21 protein-coding genes and 1 pseudogene are annotated in these 16,933 nt (G+C 56.1%); 6 read left to right on the forward strand and 16 right to left on the reverse strand.

Annotated elements, in window-relative coordinates; translation table 11 throughout:
* Window positions 1-155: 155 nt before the first annotated feature.
* Together P0119_05690 and P0119_05695 are read left to right on the forward strand one after the other, a co-directional pair.
* A complete protein-coding gene (locus tag P0119_05690) occupies window positions 156-827 on the forward strand; it encodes a DUF3386 family protein (protein MDF0665554.1) in 672 nt (223 codons plus the stop codon).
* Window positions 828-829: 2 nt separating this feature from the next.
* Window positions 830-1,279: a DUF5069 domain-containing protein gene (locus P0119_05695; protein ID MDF0665555.1), complete on the forward strand. Its 450-nt coding sequence runs from the start codon at window positions 830-832 to the stop codon at window positions 1,277-1,279.
* Here the strand turns inward: P0119_05695 and P0119_05700 are convergent.
* From P0119_05700 to P0119_05725, 6 genes are all read right to left on the reverse strand, one after another.
* Entirely contained in the window at window positions 1,273-1,899 is a 627-nt protein-coding gene (locus tag P0119_05700; protein ID MDF0665556.1) for an NAD(P)H-binding protein, read from the reverse strand. The genes P0119_05695 and P0119_05700 overlap by 7 nt on opposite strands.
* Window positions 1,900-2,047: 148 nt before the next feature.
* Window positions 2,048-2,992 (reverse strand): alpha/beta hydrolase, encoded by a 945-nt coding sequence (locus P0119_05705; GenBank protein ID MDF0665557.1) that lies wholly within the window; start codon window positions 2,990-2,992, stop codon window positions 2,048-2,050.
* Window positions 2,993-3,100: 108 nt separating this feature from the next.
* Window positions 3,101-3,832: an MBL fold metallo-hydrolase gene (locus P0119_05710; protein MDF0665558.1), complete on the reverse strand. Its 732-nt coding sequence runs from the start codon at window positions 3,830-3,832 to the stop codon at window positions 3,101-3,103.
* 248 nt (window positions 3,833-4,080) lie between these two features.
* The gene (locus P0119_05715) at window positions 4,081-4,398 is read right to left on the reverse strand and encodes a hypothetical protein (protein ID MDF0665559.1); all 318 of its coding nucleotides are present in this window, start codon (window positions 4,396-4,398) and stop codon (window positions 4,081-4,083) included.
* Between the two features lie 307 nt (window positions 4,399-4,705).
* Window positions 4,706-4,945 (reverse strand): hypothetical protein, encoded by a 240-nt coding sequence (locus P0119_05720; protein MDF0665560.1) that lies wholly within the window; start codon window positions 4,943-4,945, stop codon window positions 4,706-4,708.
* Between the two features lie 250 nt (window positions 4,946-5,195).
* Window positions 5,196-5,420 (reverse strand): hypothetical protein, encoded by a 225-nt coding sequence (locus P0119_05725; protein ID MDF0665561.1) that lies wholly within the window; start codon window positions 5,418-5,420, stop codon window positions 5,196-5,198.
* A gap of 477 nt (window positions 5,421-5,897) precedes the next feature.
* On the opposite strand from P0119_05725, the gene P0119_05730 reads away from it, so the two are divergent.
* From P0119_05730 to P0119_05740, 3 genes are all read left to right on the forward strand, one after another.
* Window positions 5,898-6,650, forward strand: a complete 753-nt coding sequence (locus P0119_05730; GenBank protein ID MDF0665562.1) for a hypothetical protein — start codon at window positions 5,898-5,900, stop codon at window positions 6,648-6,650.
* Between the two features lie 54 nt (window positions 6,651-6,704).
* Window positions 6,705-7,190, forward strand: coding sequence for a hypothetical protein (locus tag P0119_05735; protein ID MDF0665563.1), 486 nt, complete (start codon window positions 6,705-6,707; stop codon window positions 7,188-7,190).
* A gap of 147 nt (window positions 7,191-7,337) precedes the next feature.
* Complete coding sequence (locus tag P0119_05740) at window positions 7,338-7,463, forward strand: hypothetical protein (protein MDF0665564.1); 126 nt, start codon at window positions 7,338-7,340, stop codon at window positions 7,461-7,463.
* A gap of 116 nt (window positions 7,464-7,579) precedes the next feature.
* On the opposite strand, the gene P0119_05745 is transcribed toward P0119_05740, so the two are convergent.
* Together P0119_05745 and P0119_05750 are read right to left on the reverse strand one after the other, a co-directional pair.
* Complete coding sequence (locus P0119_05745) at window positions 7,580-8,773, reverse strand: SGNH/GDSL hydrolase family protein (protein ID MDF0665565.1); 1,194 nt, start codon at window positions 8,771-8,773, stop codon at window positions 7,580-7,582.
* A gap of 92 nt (window positions 8,774-8,865) precedes the next feature.
* A complete protein-coding gene (locus P0119_05750; GenBank protein MDF0665566.1) occupies window positions 8,866-9,435 on the reverse strand; it encodes a hypothetical protein in 570 nt (189 codons plus the stop codon).
* Between the two features lie 186 nt (window positions 9,436-9,621).
* Between P0119_05750 and P0119_05755 the strand changes: the two are divergent.
* Window positions 9,622-10,794 (forward strand): annotated as a pseudogene (locus P0119_05755) (transposase).
* 319 nt (window positions 10,795-11,113) lie between these two features.
* Here P0119_05755 and P0119_05760 read toward each other — a convergent pair.
* From P0119_05760 to P0119_05795, 8 genes are all read right to left on the reverse strand, one after another.
* Window positions 11,114-11,746, reverse strand: a complete 633-nt coding sequence (locus P0119_05760) for a DsbA family protein (GenBank protein MDF0665567.1) — start codon at window positions 11,744-11,746, stop codon at window positions 11,114-11,116.
* A gap of 195 nt (window positions 11,747-11,941) precedes the next feature.
* Window positions 11,942-12,694 carry a TPM domain-containing protein gene (locus tag P0119_05765; protein ID MDF0665568.1) on the reverse strand — a complete coding sequence of 251 codons (753 nt, stop codon included), beginning with the start codon at window positions 12,692-12,694 and terminating at the stop codon, window positions 11,942-11,944.
* The gene (locus tag P0119_05770; protein MDF0665569.1) at window positions 12,691-13,446 is read right to left on the reverse strand and encodes a hypothetical protein; all 756 of its coding nucleotides are present in this window, start codon (window positions 13,444-13,446) and stop codon (window positions 12,691-12,693) included. Before P0119_05770 ends, P0119_05765 begins: the two co-directional genes overlap by 4 nt.
* A gap of 4 nt (window positions 13,447-13,450) precedes the next feature.
* Window positions 13,451-14,722, reverse strand: a complete 1,272-nt coding sequence (locus tag P0119_05775; protein MDF0665570.1) for an FAD-dependent monooxygenase — start codon at window positions 14,720-14,722, stop codon at window positions 13,451-13,453.
* Between the two features lie 56 nt (window positions 14,723-14,778).
* Window positions 14,779-15,345, reverse strand: a complete 567-nt coding sequence (locus tag P0119_05780) for a phospholipase D-like domain-containing protein (GenBank protein MDF0665571.1) — start codon at window positions 15,343-15,345, stop codon at window positions 14,779-14,781.
* Window positions 15,342-15,719 (reverse strand): hypothetical protein, encoded by a 378-nt coding sequence (locus P0119_05785; protein ID MDF0665572.1) that lies wholly within the window; start codon window positions 15,717-15,719, stop codon window positions 15,342-15,344. The genes P0119_05780 and P0119_05785 overlap by 4 nt, the downstream gene beginning before the upstream one ends.
* A 613-nt stretch (window positions 15,720-16,332) precedes the next feature.
* On the reverse strand, window positions 16,333-16,671 hold the full coding sequence (locus tag P0119_05790) for a type II toxin-antitoxin system PemK/MazF family toxin (protein ID MDF0665573.1): 339 nt from the start codon (window positions 16,669-16,671) through the stop codon (window positions 16,333-16,335).
* Window positions 16,656-16,898 (reverse strand): ribbon-helix-helix domain-containing protein, encoded by a 243-nt coding sequence (locus P0119_05795; protein ID MDF0665574.1) that lies wholly within the window; start codon window positions 16,896-16,898, stop codon window positions 16,656-16,658. The genes P0119_05790 and P0119_05795 overlap by 16 nt, the downstream gene beginning before the upstream one ends.
* Between the last annotated feature and the right edge of the window lie 35 nt (window positions 16,899-16,933).

The raw sequence follows: 16,933 nt of genomic DNA on the forward strand, positions 1-16,933 counted from the left end.
TATCGAATGTTACGCGACCGTGCGATGGATCAGAAAGCCCTCGCAGAAGAAGCCTCCGGCCCAGATGATTTCACTGGGGATTTCACTATTGAGTGTCATCGCACACACCCGGTATAAGTATGGAACAGGCTGTTTTTCTTAGGAGGAGATCCATCATGGAGCATACACCAGAATCTTCGACTGTCACCGATGATCCTCAAGCGCGCGAGTTACTGCGTCGAGCGTTCGAAGGGACCGCTCGGTGGCCAAGAGATTTCAAAGGGTTTACTGCCGACCTCACCGTGAACGTGAACGGGAAAGAAACCAGCGGCCCCGTCATCGTCAAGAGCCCCCGCGAAGTATCCGTTCAGCTCGGCGATGGCGAAACCCAAAAATGGGCGCAAGAGCAACTGGGCATGATCGCCGTCCATCGGGGGCCACGGAGCTTCGAGGAGTCCGACGGAAAGTATTCCTTAACAATGGAGCAAGACAGCCATCCGTTCGGCACCAAACTGAATATCCATGGCTCTCATTCCTTCTACCGGATTAAGGACAACCGCATCACACAGATCAACCGCAAGATGGCCCATCCCGGCATGAACCCGATCGCATTTACAATCAACGTCGAGGAGAGCGCGATCACACAGGACCAGAAGAATCTCACGACCAAGTACACGGTCTATTACTATTCGCCTACCGACGGCAAACTGACCAATGTCGAAAGTTTCACCGACACCCATGTCCGTGTCGGCTCATCGGATCTTCCGGCGACCAGGCGAATTGTTTCCTACGAAGGCGGCCAGGTCGTCGTAAAGTACCTGACCTTCAAGAACCACAAGTTGCTTTGACAATGGATTTGCGCAAAGACTTTCCCCGCAGCATGCGATTCAAGCTGGGGGGGTATGCCCACCTTGCCCGCATGATCGACAAATGCCGGGCAGTGCTTGCCGGAACCGAAGGCGAGTATATCTATCCCTGTCCAATGGACGAACGGCTGCTGGAGTTTGCGGGCATCACCAGCGACCAGTTCACGGTTGCGGTGGAGGTCAATTCGACCGATGAGGGAGTCGTGAAGTGGCTTGAGCAAACGGCGCAACCACACCAGCCTGCCGAGGTGGAAGAATGGAATCAGCAGCTGTTGGCACGCGGACCAAGTTCTCCTGAAAGTGCGACCAAGTTCAACAAATACCTGACCGCCATCGATCCATCACGAACCGACATCACTGCTTGGTCGGATTTGCAAGATTTGGAAGAAGGACGGGTCGTTCCCAGCCAAGAGCCGGCACGTCATTGTCAGTAGGTGAGGGCAACAGACTTGCCGAGGTATGTCGGCTGCTCCGCCTGTGCCACCATGAAATGCGCCACATCAGGACGAGAAATGGCGCCCACTCGCATGCCTTTCACAAGGTTGTCCAGCACTCGATAATGGCCCGTCATGATGCCGTTGGTCAACCGGCCCGGGCGCACGATTTCCCAGCGTGGATAACCACTGGCTATCACACGTTCCTGTTCACTCTTGTCCGCATAGACTGCCTTGAGGAGCAAGGTAAAGAGGAGCTTCATGGGAAGAGGGTTATAGCTCCAGCTGTCGCCTGCACCGAAACCCGTTAACACGATTAGCGTTGGGGAGGAACCGGTCTCCTGTTGCACCTGTAGCAGGAGGCGTGCAGAGTCGGAAAACAGCGTGGTGGCAAAGGGGCTTTTCACGCCGAGGGTCACAAGAACGGCGTCTGCTTCATCCACTGCGGCCCGCACATCACTTGGGTTTGTCGCACTACCCTGTACCCGTTTGAGCTTAGCGTGACCTGGAAGAGGAACGCTGCGACGCGATAGGCTGATAACCTCATGCCCCTTTTCAAGGGCGAGCCGCGTAGCTTGGAGTCCCACACCGGCCGAAGCTCCGATAACGGTGATCTTCATGATCCCTGTCTTTGATGGCAGACCCTACCAACGTTACCAACGTTTAGCCGAACCGGCTTCAGTGACGAACCTTCGACTTGACGCACATTCTCAACCTGTTCGTAGGCTCCGGTCAAGCGCCGCTGAAGTGGCCATCATTCCATATTGGTTACCGATTGAAACCGCCAGCGTGGGTCAGGATAAACTTTCTGACTTCCTCTTGAATAGCTGACTGCTCGACCGCCAGCAGAAGGTGGCCTCCCCGATTGAAAGGAATCAAGCGAGACCCAGGAATGTGAGCCGCCGCGTACTTCGCGTTGTGAAAGAGCTGAAGGCTGTCGTCCATCGCATGGAGGATGAGCGTCGGGGCGCGAATGGCCGCCACCCGCCCATTGGGCATCGCAGCCTTATTGTCAAAGAAGACGCCGGCGTAGCGAGGGGATACCGGAGCCATATAGTCGATCAACCGATTGACCAAGGTTCGCTGCTCCGTGGTCAAGTCTGTGATCACACTATCGCTAGCACCCATCAACCGAATCAGCTGCTTGCGCAGAAACTTCCTGACAATCCAGTAGAGAATCTCGAACTTGAAGATCGTCGTCAGTGCGTCGCCCTTTTGGTTCGCCTCTGCCTGGTGTGCATCCGATGGAGTGGCTACCCCGCATGACACAAGCGTCAGCGAGGATACGCATTCTGGATAGCGTGCTGCAAATAGAAGGGCAGATGGGCCGCCGTGTGATAAGGCAACGACGGCCACCTTTGGGAGGCCTAGACGGTCGAGAAGATGGACATAGGCATCCGCTTGGTCATCAAACGTTGCGCCTTGACGGAAAGTCGAGCGGAGATAGCCGAAGCGAGAGGGCGCAATCCAGTTGAAACCATCGCCCAGTATCGCCGTCGCAAGCAGCGCTCCTTGGTCGTAGCCTCCTCCACTTCCATGGACCACCAGAACGGGAACACCAGATCCTCCTCGCGTGAATTCAATAGCTCCCAACGGCGAGGAAAAGAGCGCGCTGTTGCCTGTAATTCGTGCGTATGCGCGTCTGGTATCAATTCCAAACCAGATCGCGATGACAACAACGACACCCAACAACGCAAGGAGAAACCAGAGCAAGGAGAACATCGTGGGCGAACTAACGGCACTTGGTCTGTAGGTTTATTAGGTCGATGCCAGGATTCGTTGGTGACTTTGGCTAACTGATCAGAAATCAGCTGTTTTGGATCATGACGGTGAGCTCAGAACCTCCCGCCAAACAGTAGCCAGATCGTGAAGCGCTTTGCTTCCATCGCCCATGTAGACAGAGCCGTGCATGGTGGCCAGCCGCTTCGGTTGTAGTGCAGCCAGGCGCTGCAGCGTCGTCTCCGTCAACGAACAATAGGGCACATAATTCGCCAACGGGCCTTGCTGATAGTCCACTAGCGTCTTCCGACAGCGGTCGATCACGTCCGAATCCGTTATCGGTTCGACGTCCCCGTTTTGGTGAAAGAGATCCGAGCACAGAAGCGTCCGTTCTGTTTCTTCGAACAGCAGCCCCGCTTCCCAGCAATGTGGAACATGCGGCGTCGATAGAAAACGGAAACGGTATCGTCCGGTCTCGATCACTTCGCCGTCGACCATCCCTTTGGCTGGGCGAAGCGCCAGGCAATCATCGACGCTGACCATCTTGCCCACCACACTGCACACCGCTTGCGAATGCGGAGCCAGTTGCTGCCATTCCGGCACTGTCGCACATTCGTCGGACTCAAAATGGCTGAACCCGATCCAGCGCAAAGTCTGCGGCTCGATCAGCGACGCCACGGCGGCTTTGATCTCGGGAAAGAGTGCGCGTGGGCCGGTATGAAACAGCAGCGGCTGATCGTCGCGCATCAAGAACTGACTGAACTGAATATTGAATGGTTCAACGAAGGTCGTGATGCGGAATAGATCCGGAGCGATCTCGGTGATCTTCGCCATAGAACCTCCTCAAGAATTGAACCGTGAGATCATACGCACCGCCGGACAGAGGTGCAATACAGGCAATTTTGAACAGATTCTGAAAGAATGACGGCAGGCTACCGACCCACCGAGGTCCTACCGAGCAACGGTCTCGAAACATCACGTGAGGCTGGCCACTCAGCGAAGCAGGGAAGTAAAACCAGCAACTTCACAAAACAATATGCGAGCCCTTACAGGGACTGCCCCTTCCGCTTATACAGGGAACACTACTGAATTGTTAGGCTGAGGTGCTGTTCGATGGTTCGAACCGGCTGCTCCAACCGCTCTACTCGTTCCTGAATCTGGCCGTAGGACAGTTGGATGAGTGAACGTGTTTCTCGGAATTGTTCTTCAAGGAAGGATCGATCTTCGGCATGACGCCGATCGAGTTGCAGCTGAAATCCCTCGGCAACGAGCTGGAGTTCATGCCGGAGTCCTTCCGCCAGAACGCCAGTGTGCCGTTTGGAGTCTGCGAGTTCTCCCCGCAGGGTGTCGGTCGCTGCAGTAATGAGTTGCTGGATTTGTGCGAGCGATTCTTGGTCCATGATCTCCTGGAGAAGATCGGCGAAGTCTAGAGACCGATGCAGAAGAAGTCAATGAGGCTATTCGATGGTCGGTTCCATTACTTTGAGGGATGGTGTAGCCGATCGGTTCAGCTCATGACAGCGGATTGAGGACCTCCCGCCAAACAGCGGCAAGATCATGGAGTGCATTACGACCATCCCCAGCGTAGACCGATCCCTGCGAGGTGGCCAGCAATGTGACGAGCGGCCGACCGTATCGGCTCTGCACGGCACACACATTGGCGACCGCTTCAAATGTTGTGCTCTTTTGCATCACACCAAGCGAGCGCTAGGCGACACATTGCATCTTGTTGGCAAAGTCCCGTCCCGATGTGGCGGGAGGCAGTGGTTTGCCATCTTTCCGATACAGAACAATCGCTTCTTCGACGATCTGACACAACTCGTCGAACACCGCCTTCTCATCCTTACCATGACATCCGCCAAGCACCAGACCAGGCGCGCTCCCGACGTAACACTGATCTTCTTCAGACCATTCAACGATTTTCGCGTATCTGGCACTCTCTTTCATTTTTTAGCCTCCTCTATGGCTGAGCGGACGGTTCGAAGCTGGTACTGCTTGGCATCGTCGCCAGGCTTTCCTGATAAGGTAACCGGTTTCGTCACTCGTGGATGAACAAAGTTTCGATGACTCCCTTTACCTCCTCGATCCTTGAATCCAGCCTTCGTCAGCTCAGCTATCAGCTCCCTGATTTTTTGAGGCATCTAGTTTTTCACTCCGAGATGATCAAGCCATATCATGCTCGGCTCCCGATCACTAATTAAGGCTGTCGCATAGTGTACTCTGCGATGTGCGTCGATTTCAGCCCGCCGACAGACCTCAGTTTCCATGACCCGCGCGCAATTAACTCCTTCAGTCCATCCAAATCCAACGCCTCAGGGATCAGCTCGTTTCCCACGATGAAGCCTGGTGACCCCGAGATGTCGAGTTCCCTCGCGAGAGCCCGATTCTTGTCAAACAGATTTCCGAGGTCAGCACTTGGCATGTGCACCTATTTAGGCTCGGACATTCACGATGCGGCTGATCGTCGAATAGTGCAAGTCCACCGTGTCGGCCGAACTGCGACAGCTCCTAATCCAGGATCAGAACGAGCGGCGTGGGAGCCTGTCCAGCCGTGGTCCGATAGTTGGACCACGGATAGGTGTCGGGTTTGCGGATGTTCCTGTCCTGCACCGGATTGAGCACGATCTAGACTCGTGTGTCGAGCCACAGAGGCTCTTTCTCCCGCCACAGATTACAAACCGTTCGCCGCGAGGAAGCAGCCAGCGTCGGGGTGAATTCCCATGCGCACTGGCCAGCGAGACCTACAGCTGTTGATGCCTTCCTTGGAAACAGAGTCTGGGCAGGAAGAGCCACGGCGTTTTGCCTTTTCTCTTCGGATCGGGATTGCATTTGCTTGTTCAAATGAGAGAAGCTTTCACACGATCCAATTACGTTATCTAGGCCGATGGTGAGCGGTCGGATGAGGGAGCAGGATCTTGCCCTGTATTCTATCGGACGAAGGAGAAGCGGCGAGCTGCGCCGCTTTGCCGCAGCCGAACGCGCCGTCGATAAATGTGGGTGGCTCAAGGCTGACGCGAAGTTTCTGATGAAACGGTACATCGCGACCGGTCCGGGCATCATCGGGCTCTGTCTCTGTTTCTCCGCATGCGCAAGCGTGGATACCATCCTGCTCACCAACGACACCTTTCCTCCCAAGGGGTCAGTGGAGGAGGTCGCCGTGTTGAGACAGACTCCGACGAGGCCTCATCGCGACCTCGCGGAGTTACGGATCAGCGACGACCAGCTCAGTTTCGGGAGCCTGCAACACAAGATCTTGAGTCGAGCCGCCGACCTTGGCGCCGATGCCGTGGTGTTTGCACAACCACAAACTCAAACGATACGCCGAGAAACCTATTCGCCCCTCTATGGCCCGTGGGGCTATTACAGCCCGTACTACGGAGGTCCCTGGGGATCTGGCATGTATGGCATGTATGGCGGGCTATATGGGGGATGGGGTCCTTGGGGCGGAGGTCCGTTCGGTAGCATGGCGGTTCCGTATGAGTATCATGAAACCGTGCGAATCCTCACGGGAACGGCAATCCGGTATACCGACGCATCCGGCCCGCAGAGCGGCATCACATCCAACGACCTAGGGTCACAGGCCCTCTGCCCCACCGAGGAAGAGGAGGCAGTGAGGAGCAGCAACCAGCTGGACGTCCGACATAAATCTTAGGGCATCATACCGGCCGGCGGACGGAGGCGATGGGTCGTTCATAAGGGAGGATGTATGAACAGACGTGGACTAAGGATGCTTATCGGTAGTGTGTTTGCCATCAGTGTCGCAGCTTGTGCCAACACCGGTCAGATACAGGGTGAGCTTGCCCCTCCCGATGATCCGGTCCTCGGCCTCCTGAACAAAGGCATCACGCAATTGAACGGCAACATCAATACGGTGTCGAAGCGCATGAACGATGTTCAGCAGGCGTCGGCTGGGACCGATCCGGCCTTGCAGGAACTGCAGGCGCTGGACCTGTCCGGCTGGCAGCTTCAGCAGCAGCAATGGATACTGCAGCGCAACCATCTTGTCTTGACGCGCGATACCCTTCAACAGGTCCAGACGAACCGGGAGGGGAAGATCCAGGTTCTCGCTCAGTGGCAACAGCACCGCAGTCAGTATGTGAAGGCAATGGACAGCCTTCGTCAACAGCGACACCAGTTGGAGAGCAAACATCTGGCGGCAGAGGCTCGCTTGATCGAACGCAGGCTTCAGTGACAGCGTCACTTGTCGCCAGATTCCTTATCACGATGCATGGTTCCGAACCACTCACATGCAAAACCGCTCCGGCTCCATGACGTTGGTCGTGCACCTCGCCGCCTTTGCGACGCTGTTTTCCATTTTGAGACGCAAAGAGAGGGGGCTGTGAGGGATGAAGGATCGCAGGAGATCCGAGCGGTGTTGGAGGGCTTGGCTGGAACGACGGGTGCCCAAGACCAATTGGTTCAGATCCAGCGCGCCTGGTTGGCCCACGGATTTCTCTTGAGGTAGCCCCAGCGGGACAAACATCCCGCCAGACCGAGGTGCAAGATGGTCAAATCGGGTTAGATGCTGAAAGCACGAAGCTTCACGGCAAGCCGGCAAACCACGAAGGCGTGAGTTCAAACCTAGCGGCGAATCAACCGCTTAACCTCCTCGGCTAACGCATCTGCAATCATGCGATTACCTTGAGGAGCAAGGTGCACCAAGCTAAGCAAGACATTCCTGTCCTGATCGAGCACCTTCACAATGTTCACAAGTGGCACACTGTTGGAGGTCGCCCAATTCTCTAGATTCGTAGTTAGAACGTTATGGGTAAGAAAGACGAGTTCGTAGAACGTAATTGTACCTGCTCTATCTAGCTTGTCTTTGACCATTTGAACTTCTTGTGCATACGTGACACCCTTGATATCAGCATCCGGGACTATGTAGGACTTCGCTTGCTGCTTGAGAGCCACAAAAGTGATTCCACGACGTTGGCATTCCCGGTACAGCATGTCGAGATTGCCGATGAAGTGTTCACTCGTACCAGTAATGTGATGATCAACTTGCCTCTTGTTGAACGTCAGCTCAGTGATCTTGGTCCATCGCAGGCTGTCGACAAATCTGACCATGACGAGGTGGTCACGCACAATCCCATACGTAGCCTTCAACAGGTAGAAAGGCGACAGTGTCTTACTCAAGGTAGTGTCTGGTGAGTTACTTTCATTTGTCCTGGGGTTTCCTCTAACAGCGTCATTTAGTGCTTCGTAGAAGGTTACCACATCTGGCTGCAAAGGAATCGCTTCCGCAAGAAAGAGAGCGACTATCTCCTCGGAGTGGAGGTGAGGAATACCGAGATTGATAACTTCAAACTTACCATTAGATAAAGAGTTCTCGTTTAACCTCTGCTCAAGATAGTAGGGGTAAGTTTCATCGTCTTTGTCAAAAAAGCCGAACGTTGACGATGCCCCAAGCGTGACGATGCGAGTGACTCCAGGCTTCTTGGCCTCGGTGATTTCTCGACCGCGAAATCCGCGTGCATTGATGGATACCCTAAAGGTTTCCCCAGTCTCTTTGACATGGTCGCTCTTCGATTCATGAGGAAAATATTTCGTGTATCCCGGCTGAATATTTGTGTGCCTGCCGACGGTGTGATTAGCTTTAGGTGGCGCGGCAAGACTAATGGTCTGTCGTTGGAAACGCGAGCCATAGAATAGAACTCTGGGACCAATCCAAAAGGCGAGTATGGTGCGAAATCCCACCTCAAGCACCAAAAGACTGATGAGTATCATCGTGGCATAGAAAGTAACGCGCTTGATTTTCGAGGGCCTTGCTTCCATTGGCCTCCTCCTTTTGCGAAACAACCCACCCGTTGAGTACCAAAACCTGCATTGAGCGCCCCGCCAGGAAGGGCGGGGCTTGACCCGGGTCATCAATAGTGGACGCCATAAATTGCAGCCTCACGTCGCCGGCTGCTGACGGGCCCACCGCTGGGCAAATGCAGCGAGCGAACAATTCCCGAGCCGGGAATGCCGACGCTGGTCCGTACGTCTGACATGCGCGCACAGGGGCAGCTTGGATCGCCACTTCTAGCCGCGCATTCTCCTGATCGCGCTTCGAGGGGCAGCGGTTCTGCAAGGCATCCGCTTCGGGAGACCCCCAGCACCCGACACAAGAGTCCCACGGGATATTGGACACGCCGCGTCATGAACAGCGCGTATCCGGCAGCTGCGCCTGGCAAAGTACGCGGTTGCTTTTTTAGGATGTCGCACTCCATCCGCGCTTCGGCGAGATCGCGCTTGAGCCGAGACATCTCGACCTCCAGATCCGTTATGGGTCGTCGGCTCTCCCTCAGCTTCGCGAGCGTCTTCTCTGACATGGCCAGGCGTCTCGCCGCCTCGGGAATAGGGTGCTTCTGATCGAGCACCGCCCACACCACTTGCTCCCGGAACTCCTTCGTATACTCGTATACTGCTCTCGCGATAACCGTTCCATCGGACACCTCCAAACCTCTGATTGGAGGGTGAAGGCGTCTACTTTTTCGAACCTAACACAGTTCTTTGCTTTTCGCTCTTTTCCTGATGATAAATTCTAGGAGCCTGTCCCACATTAGCTCCAACGCCCTTGTGTGCAGACTCTAACTCGTGTATCAGCGATGCAGCATCGTGATGAGTGAGGAGGGTGTGTGATGACAACCCGGAGAATTCGCCGCTCTGACTCTGATGAGCTGTGGCTGTTGCCGCCGTCCCCGCGTGACTGGTTGCCGGAAGATCACCTGACGTACTTCCTGTCGGATCCGGCGGACGAAGTATATCTCAAGCCGATTCTTATGCCCTATGGTGGAGTGACGCATGGCACGGCCCCATATCATCCGCCGCTGCTGGTGAAGATCCTGCTGTATGTGTACGCCGTGAGGATCCCGGCCTCGCAGCAGATTGCTCGGAACCTGAAAGAGGATGTGGATGTTGAGTGCCGGCGGCGAACCAGCGGTCGGATTTTCGTACGCTGAGTGATTTTCGGAAGCAGCATCTGCCGGCGCTGACCGAGCTGTTTGTGCAGTTTCTGCAACTCTGCGAGCTGGCGGGGTTGGTCTCGCTGGGGCATATCGCCCGGATCGGACGAAGGTCAAGGCGAATGCGTCGAAGCACAAAGCGATAAGCGATGGGCGGATGGTGACGGAAGCGGCACGGCTCACGGTGGAAGTCACGCGACTGATGGAGCAGGCGGCCCGCGAGGAACGCCGGACGGACGGCCCACGCCGAGGTCGACCGCCGCAGCCTCCCAGCTCCGTGCCTTCTCCGAAGGCCCAGCGCAACTTCACGGATCCCGAGAGCCGGATCATGCCAGCCTCGGATGCCAAGGGGAGTATCGTGCAAGGGTACAACTGCCAAGCGGCCATTGATGCACGGGCACAGATCATTGTCGCAGCCGATGTCACCGATGAAGCCAATGACAAACAACGAGCGCAGCCAATGCTGACCCAGGTGCTGGCCCAGACCGGTGGGTCCCGCAGATTGTGAGTATAGATGCGAGGTGTTTCAGCGAGGCGAACGTCACGGCCCTGACGGTGTTGGGCTGTCGCCCCCTCGTCCCGCCGGATTGCCAGCTCCATCGCCAGGCGATACCCGCCACCCCCCGAGGCCGACCGCCAGCAGGAGCGTCGGTGGCGGACCGGATGCGCCGCAGCCTCCGCACGACGCACGGTCGCCGGCTCTATGCTCGTCACAAAGCGATTGTCGAGCCGGTCTTCGGTCAGATCAAGCAGGGTCGCGGCTATCGACAATTCTTGCTGCGCGGAATGCGGCAGGTGCGCGGCGAATGGGCGCTCATCTGTACCACGCACAATGTGCGCAAGCTCTGGACTGTCTTGCGCCGGCGACACCGACGCCCCGGCGAGGGGTTGCGGACCTTGGGCAGAAGCCGGAAGGGGGAGTGGAACAATCAGGGGTAGTCGAACGTCGCCAGGTCAATCCGTCTGTAGCTGTGCGGATATGGGATGCACAGGAACGCCTCTGTTGTGCTCAGGTCAATGTCGGACAGGCTCCTAGCCGGCTGCGGAGAACTAAGGTTGTATGAGACAAATGTGCTCCAGCCCCACTCACACGAAACTGCTCACCTTCTCGATCAAACAGTGTCCCGGTAGACTTCCGATACTCCTCAATGATGGTCTGCTACTTTCATCATTCTTGATGCCCTGCCCGGACAATTAACTCTTTCAGTCCCCTCAAATCCAACGCCCCGGGCACCAATTCGTTGCCCACGATGAAGCCGGGTGTCCCCGAGATGCCGAGGTCGCGGGCGAGGGCCCGATTCTTGTCAATGACGGCCTGCCATTTGGGATCGGCCATGTCCGCTTCCAGTCGTTTCGGGTCGAGGCCAACGTTCACAGCGATCTTCAAAATTGCTGCCCTGCTCATGTCGGCGTGGGAGGCGAGCAACGCTTCGTGGAAAGCTTGATGTTTACCTTGTGCCTGGGATGCGAGCGCAGCCTTGGCCGCCAGCTCCGACGGTTCACCCAGAATAGGGAAGTCCTTGTAGACCACTCGCACCCGTGGGTCTACCTTCTGAAGCTCCGTGACGGACGGCGCCGCCTTCTTACAGAAGCCGCAGCGGTAATCATAGAACTCGACCAGGGTGACCTCGCCATTCGGATTGCCGCTGACCGGCGATGCCGGATCGTGCAGCAGTTCATTTTGCTTCGTCGCTAGGGCTGCTTTGTGACGCTCTTTCAGTTCCGCGTCGCGTTTGGCCAGCAATCCCTGCAGCGATTGTTCGATCACTTCCGGATGAGCGCGGATGTAGCGCTCGATCACAGCATCGGTAAGGTCTTGAGAGAAGACTGACGCGCTCTTGGCTTCCTTGCCTGTGGTTGAGCAACCAGACAGGAGTACAGCGAGGCCAGTACGGACACACAACGAAAATGGCACGCGATTCGAGATATGGATGCTGTTCATCGATGTGTCTCCTGTACGGTTTGAGAATGCGAGACTGCTGGTATTCTTCCCATTCTATCTCCACCCCTCCCCACTCGTGCCGCCGCCAAAGCCACCCCAGTTGCCGCCGAAACCTCCTTGGCCGGTTCCCCAGTATTCACCTTTCTGGATGCGTCGATAGGGGTGTCGTAGATCGGGACGGCTGAGCCACCAAAAAAACGACACGACGGCGATGGTCGTGCCAAGCGTAATCCAGATTCCGAGTCCCTTGATTCGAGGTCGTAAGGGTGTATCAAGCCTCACTTCTTGCGCCGGTGTCGCCAAGGCGACCGCCGTTCGATACAACCCTTCTCCGAAATGTCCTTGTTCGATCGCAGGCTGAAGATAGTCGCGACTGACCTCGCTCCTGACAGTGGGCGTGATGACCGGAAACATTTTGCGCCCCAACGCCATCGCGGCTTGCCGTTCCTGCACTGCCACTAAGACCATCAACCCATGTTCCTGTTGCGTCGAACCGATTTGCCATTTTTCATACAGCGCGTCTGCATAGTGTTTGGCCGATGGGTACGGTTTGATGCTGGGGACCGTCACAATCACCATCTCTACGCCGCTTTTCTTTTCAAGATCGATGCAGACGGATCTGATGCGGTCCTTCCACTGTTGCTCCACCACTTGTGCATGATCGCTGACATACCCAATCGGACTGGGAAGCGGTATACGTTCTTTTGGCCTCTCATAGAGCGATGCTTGTATGCCGGCAGTCCACAGTACGAGTATCAGGCTGAAGAAGGCAATTCCTATGGTGAGTCTCTCTGCTCGAGCCTTCATCGGATGATCCGCATTTCGGCGGCAGTCACGAGTTTCGTCATGCTTTCAAGGTATCGGTCCATGAGCCTTGGGATTTCCTTCTGCCCCGGAGAGATGCGCCCACGTTTGAGCAAGAGCGCATCGCGAGGCCCGGCAAGGTCGATCTCCAGATGAGATTCGAGATCGTTCAGCAGCTGATCCCCATGAGCCAGCACGGGGCGATCCAACAATCGTTGCAGACCGCGAAGCGCCGGCAGGAGCGCGGTGATGGAGAGCGACAAGAGGATGGTCATGGCCTCTTCTGTACTTCGTCCTTCCACGAGTCGCTGGCGAAGACGGAGCAGATTCCCTCGCAACGCTTGTAGAACTTCTATAGCCAAGTACCGAGCATCGATCTTGAGGCCGACGAAGGGATCTTGCCCCCACAGCAGCCGATGACATTCGAGGATGTCTTGGTATTCCAGAGGAAAGGCGAACGAAGCGGATTGGAGATCGGCCGCCGTCAAGAACAAGGGGACAACCACTTGCTCCTTACTCCAGCGGTTGTGAATGCTGTCATACTTTTTCAGCACCGAGAGGTCATAGGATGCCATCACCAATAGTAGATTAAGATTGGAGCGGCCAGGCAAAAATTCTCCCCGCACGGCACTGCCATACAGAATGACTCCCTCCAGCTCATTTCCATAGACTTTCGTGACATCCTTCACGTACGACTTTAATGTTTTTTGTGTCTCCTCAGGCAATCCATCTATCGCCCAGTCGACCGACTGCATGGGATTACCGAATGCCTCTCGCCGCCACATCTCGGGCTGAAGGATCCGGTAACAATCCGGCTGCCATCAGTCGATCCATCAAGCCAAACGGAGGCTCCTTGCGGAGTCCGGCTGTCGTCGATAGGACACGATACCGGAGCCGTGCATTGCCGTCCAGCGTGCGGAAGACGCGGTCCCGGAGAAAGGCGATGATCGGATTCGCCGTGTTCCAGAACAGCACCTGTTCATCAGCCAACTGTTGCAGCATCGTGACCTGAGGCCGTCGCGAACCTTCGTATCTCTTGAGCCTTGCAGCGGAGAAGTCGTTCGCCGCCAGACATTCAGGCAAGAGATCGGCCAGCGTCATGGCATCCACCATCGCCTGCATGCGCCCCTGCGACGCATGAGGATTCATCGCATGCGCCGCATCCCCGATCAGCACTGCGCCGTCGACCACCCAGGTTGGAGTCCGAACACGCCCGGTCGGCATGAAGGCGGTTTGATTCCAGTCGGTCAATGTACGGAAGATGGCCCCATCGGCAGGATCGATCGCGATCCAGGATTCTTGTAGTGCAGCGATGCCTTGCTCTTTCACACGATCATATGAACCGGCCTTGATCATGTAAAAAACATAGACCTTGTTTCCGGCAGCGGGAAACATCCCGAGGATCGTTCGCTTACCGACAAAATACTTCGCTTCGTCCATGGGAAGCGCTGCTTCCAACATGGCGATCAAATAGCCCTGTGGGTAGAGATGAAGATCGGCCGGGATCTGCAAGGCCTCTCGAACCTTTGAAAATGCTCCATCTGCTCCAATGACTACCTTCGCCTTCACGGTCACGCTGTCTTCACCTTGCTTCGCGGTCAACCCAATGACTCGCCCCTTCTCTCGAAGCAGACCGGTGAATGACGATCGATACCGCAATGAGGCGGAGGATTCACGTTCGATCGCGTTCAGAATGGCATGGTGCGCCACATTCGGCAGTGTGACCACGGCTTGATTGTACGGTGGAGGGAGTTCGCTGTAGTCCACCGTGCACAGCCGCTCGCCACCGACCAGGCAAAAATGAAACTTGTGCACCGTCCTGGTGGACTCGACCGGCAATCGACCCAGAAGCCCCAAGCGATCAAGCACGTGTTGTCCGTTCGGCTGTAGGATCTCGCCGCGCAATCCCTGCGGTGGTCCTGGTGCCTGCTCGAAGACGATGGTCTTGATCCCCTTCTGGGCCAATGCAAGTGCCAGCACGGCCCCTCCTCCACCCGCTCCCACTATGGCGATGTCGGTTTCTTCGACCATTGTTCCTCAGCGTGCCTCAGCCATGACGATGCGTTGCCACCTTACCCGCAACATTCCTACTTTTTCCACTCCTGGAATCGCTCGTGATCGTTCCAGAGCGAAAGGAACTTTTCACGCGATTTGACGGCAATCGCATGGTCTCTGATGATATCCAGCCGCTCATCATTGTAGCGGTTCCCACTGGTCGTCTGATTCATGGACCCGTTGCTATTGATCTCGTCGTCGATCACCACCTGTTTCAAATGCATGAGAGCATCATGCCGATTGATCTTGATCGGAATCCCGGCTTCGCGCAACGTTGACAGGGCCGTCTGCTGCTTCACATCCTCAAGGCGTTCGCGATCCGTCACGATGCGCACATCCACACCACGTCGTTTCGCTTCGACCAGCGCCTTCACCGTGAGCGGCGACGTTAACCCGTATACCGCGACAAAGATGTATCGTTGGGCACGATCATACATCCGTACGAGATGTTCGAGCGGCCTATCCTCTGGGCCGTACCAGACTTCTACCGATGCAGCTGAGACCTCCAAGCCTTGCCCAAGCAGAACTGCGGTAAGCAGCCAGGTGACGATCCGTCGGTGGAGTTGCGTGGGTAATTGAAACGGTGAAGGCCGGATCATTCCAGTTCGAAGAGGTCGCGAAAGTGGTCCTCGGATGATTCCCAGGCCTGGGGTGCATGCGCCTGAAGCCATTGTCGGAGAAACTCTTTCTGCTCCTGTGTGAGCAGTTGCTTGATCTGATGAGCGCGTCCTTGAAGCGGCTGGAGCAGGCTCACCTGCTTCCTCACATCCAGCATTGCAGTTCGGACATACATATTCGTAAAAGCGGACGGCTTCTCTTCCGATCCTTCGCCTTGCACCCACACCGAGAGAAACTTGTCCAGAACCAGGCCAGCACTGTCCAGCGCCGGTTCCGTATCATGGAACAGCTCGTTCTCGGACTCGGTCAACGGTGTCGATTCAGCAGCACGAAAGAGGAAGTTCTTTTTCCACATCTTTGGAGCCTATCTGACATTGACCTTTCTACTGCGACGAACGATCTGCAGTCCTCTGCGTCGTCCTCGGCCTCGCATCTGGCCGCATCTCCTTCGCCTCGTCACGAACGGCAATGTCGGACAGGCTCCTACCATCCTTGCAGGCGGCATAGTGGCGGCGAGCGAGGGCAAAGTCAACAGCTACCTACCGGGCAATCGAGCCCATGTTTGGCGAAAGTGTACGGTCAAGAACGGCCCGCCATCTTCTTGAGGCGAAGGAGAACGGGCCATGGTTGGGAGACCTCTCGCACCACTGAGATGAGCGACCAACTTCATGATTGGCTTGACGGTCACTGAAATTGTTCGATGAACTCTACCTATGCTTATCCGGTTGACTCCAGCGTCCTGTGTAATCCCACACTCCATTGGGGTTCATGACTCATGGCCTTCCATTCGGTTGGCGCTAAGGGAGTTAACCGGATAGGCATAACCCTACTTTTTCTAGATACCGACGCCACTGCCACCCAAAACACACAAGTAGCATTGCGCATTTTTTTGCGGTAATCGCTCTAGTTGGTACGCTCTAACGCTCAGCATCAGCGGCGCGAGGAACGAGCGTCCGCTGGGCGTCTGGTTAGGCGCTGATGATTTCATTCAGACCTTCGATGACCTGAGCCAGTTCCTCAAGATTCACTTTGCCGAGTCGCTGCCCGATCCGTTCAACCGCCAAGGTGCGAATCTGGCTGATCTTGACCCATGATTTCTTTGGAAGGCGCTTCGACTGCAGGGCAAGCGTGAGAGGGAAGCCCGCTCGTTGCGGTTGGCTCGTGAGCGCGATTGCGATCACCGTACCAGAGCGTTCATTGAACACGTCGTGGCTGAGGACCAGCACGGGGCGCCGCCCTGCTTGTTCCTTGCCGCGGACCGGGTTGAGATCCGCCCAACGAACCTCACCCCTCAGTATTCGGGCCATGCCGAAGCATCCTCAGACAGGCCTTCCTCGGCAAGCGTCCTTTCGAAGACGGGGTCGAGCTTCGCGCACTCCCTGGCCAAGCGGCCTCGGTCCAGTCGGGCGAGTTTTTCCTCCACCGCCTCTTGAATGGCTTGACTCCGACTGGGAAAGGCGGCTTTTTCCACGAGGGTATCGAGGCGTTCCAAGATGGACTCATCGAGGGATATCGCGATTTTTGATCGTGCCATGTCTCTCCTCCGAGTATGACGATACGTCATACCTC

Source organism: Nitrospira sp., from assembly GCA_029194665.1.
GTDB lineage: Bacteria > Nitrospirota > Nitrospiria > Nitrospirales > Nitrospiraceae > Nitrospira_D.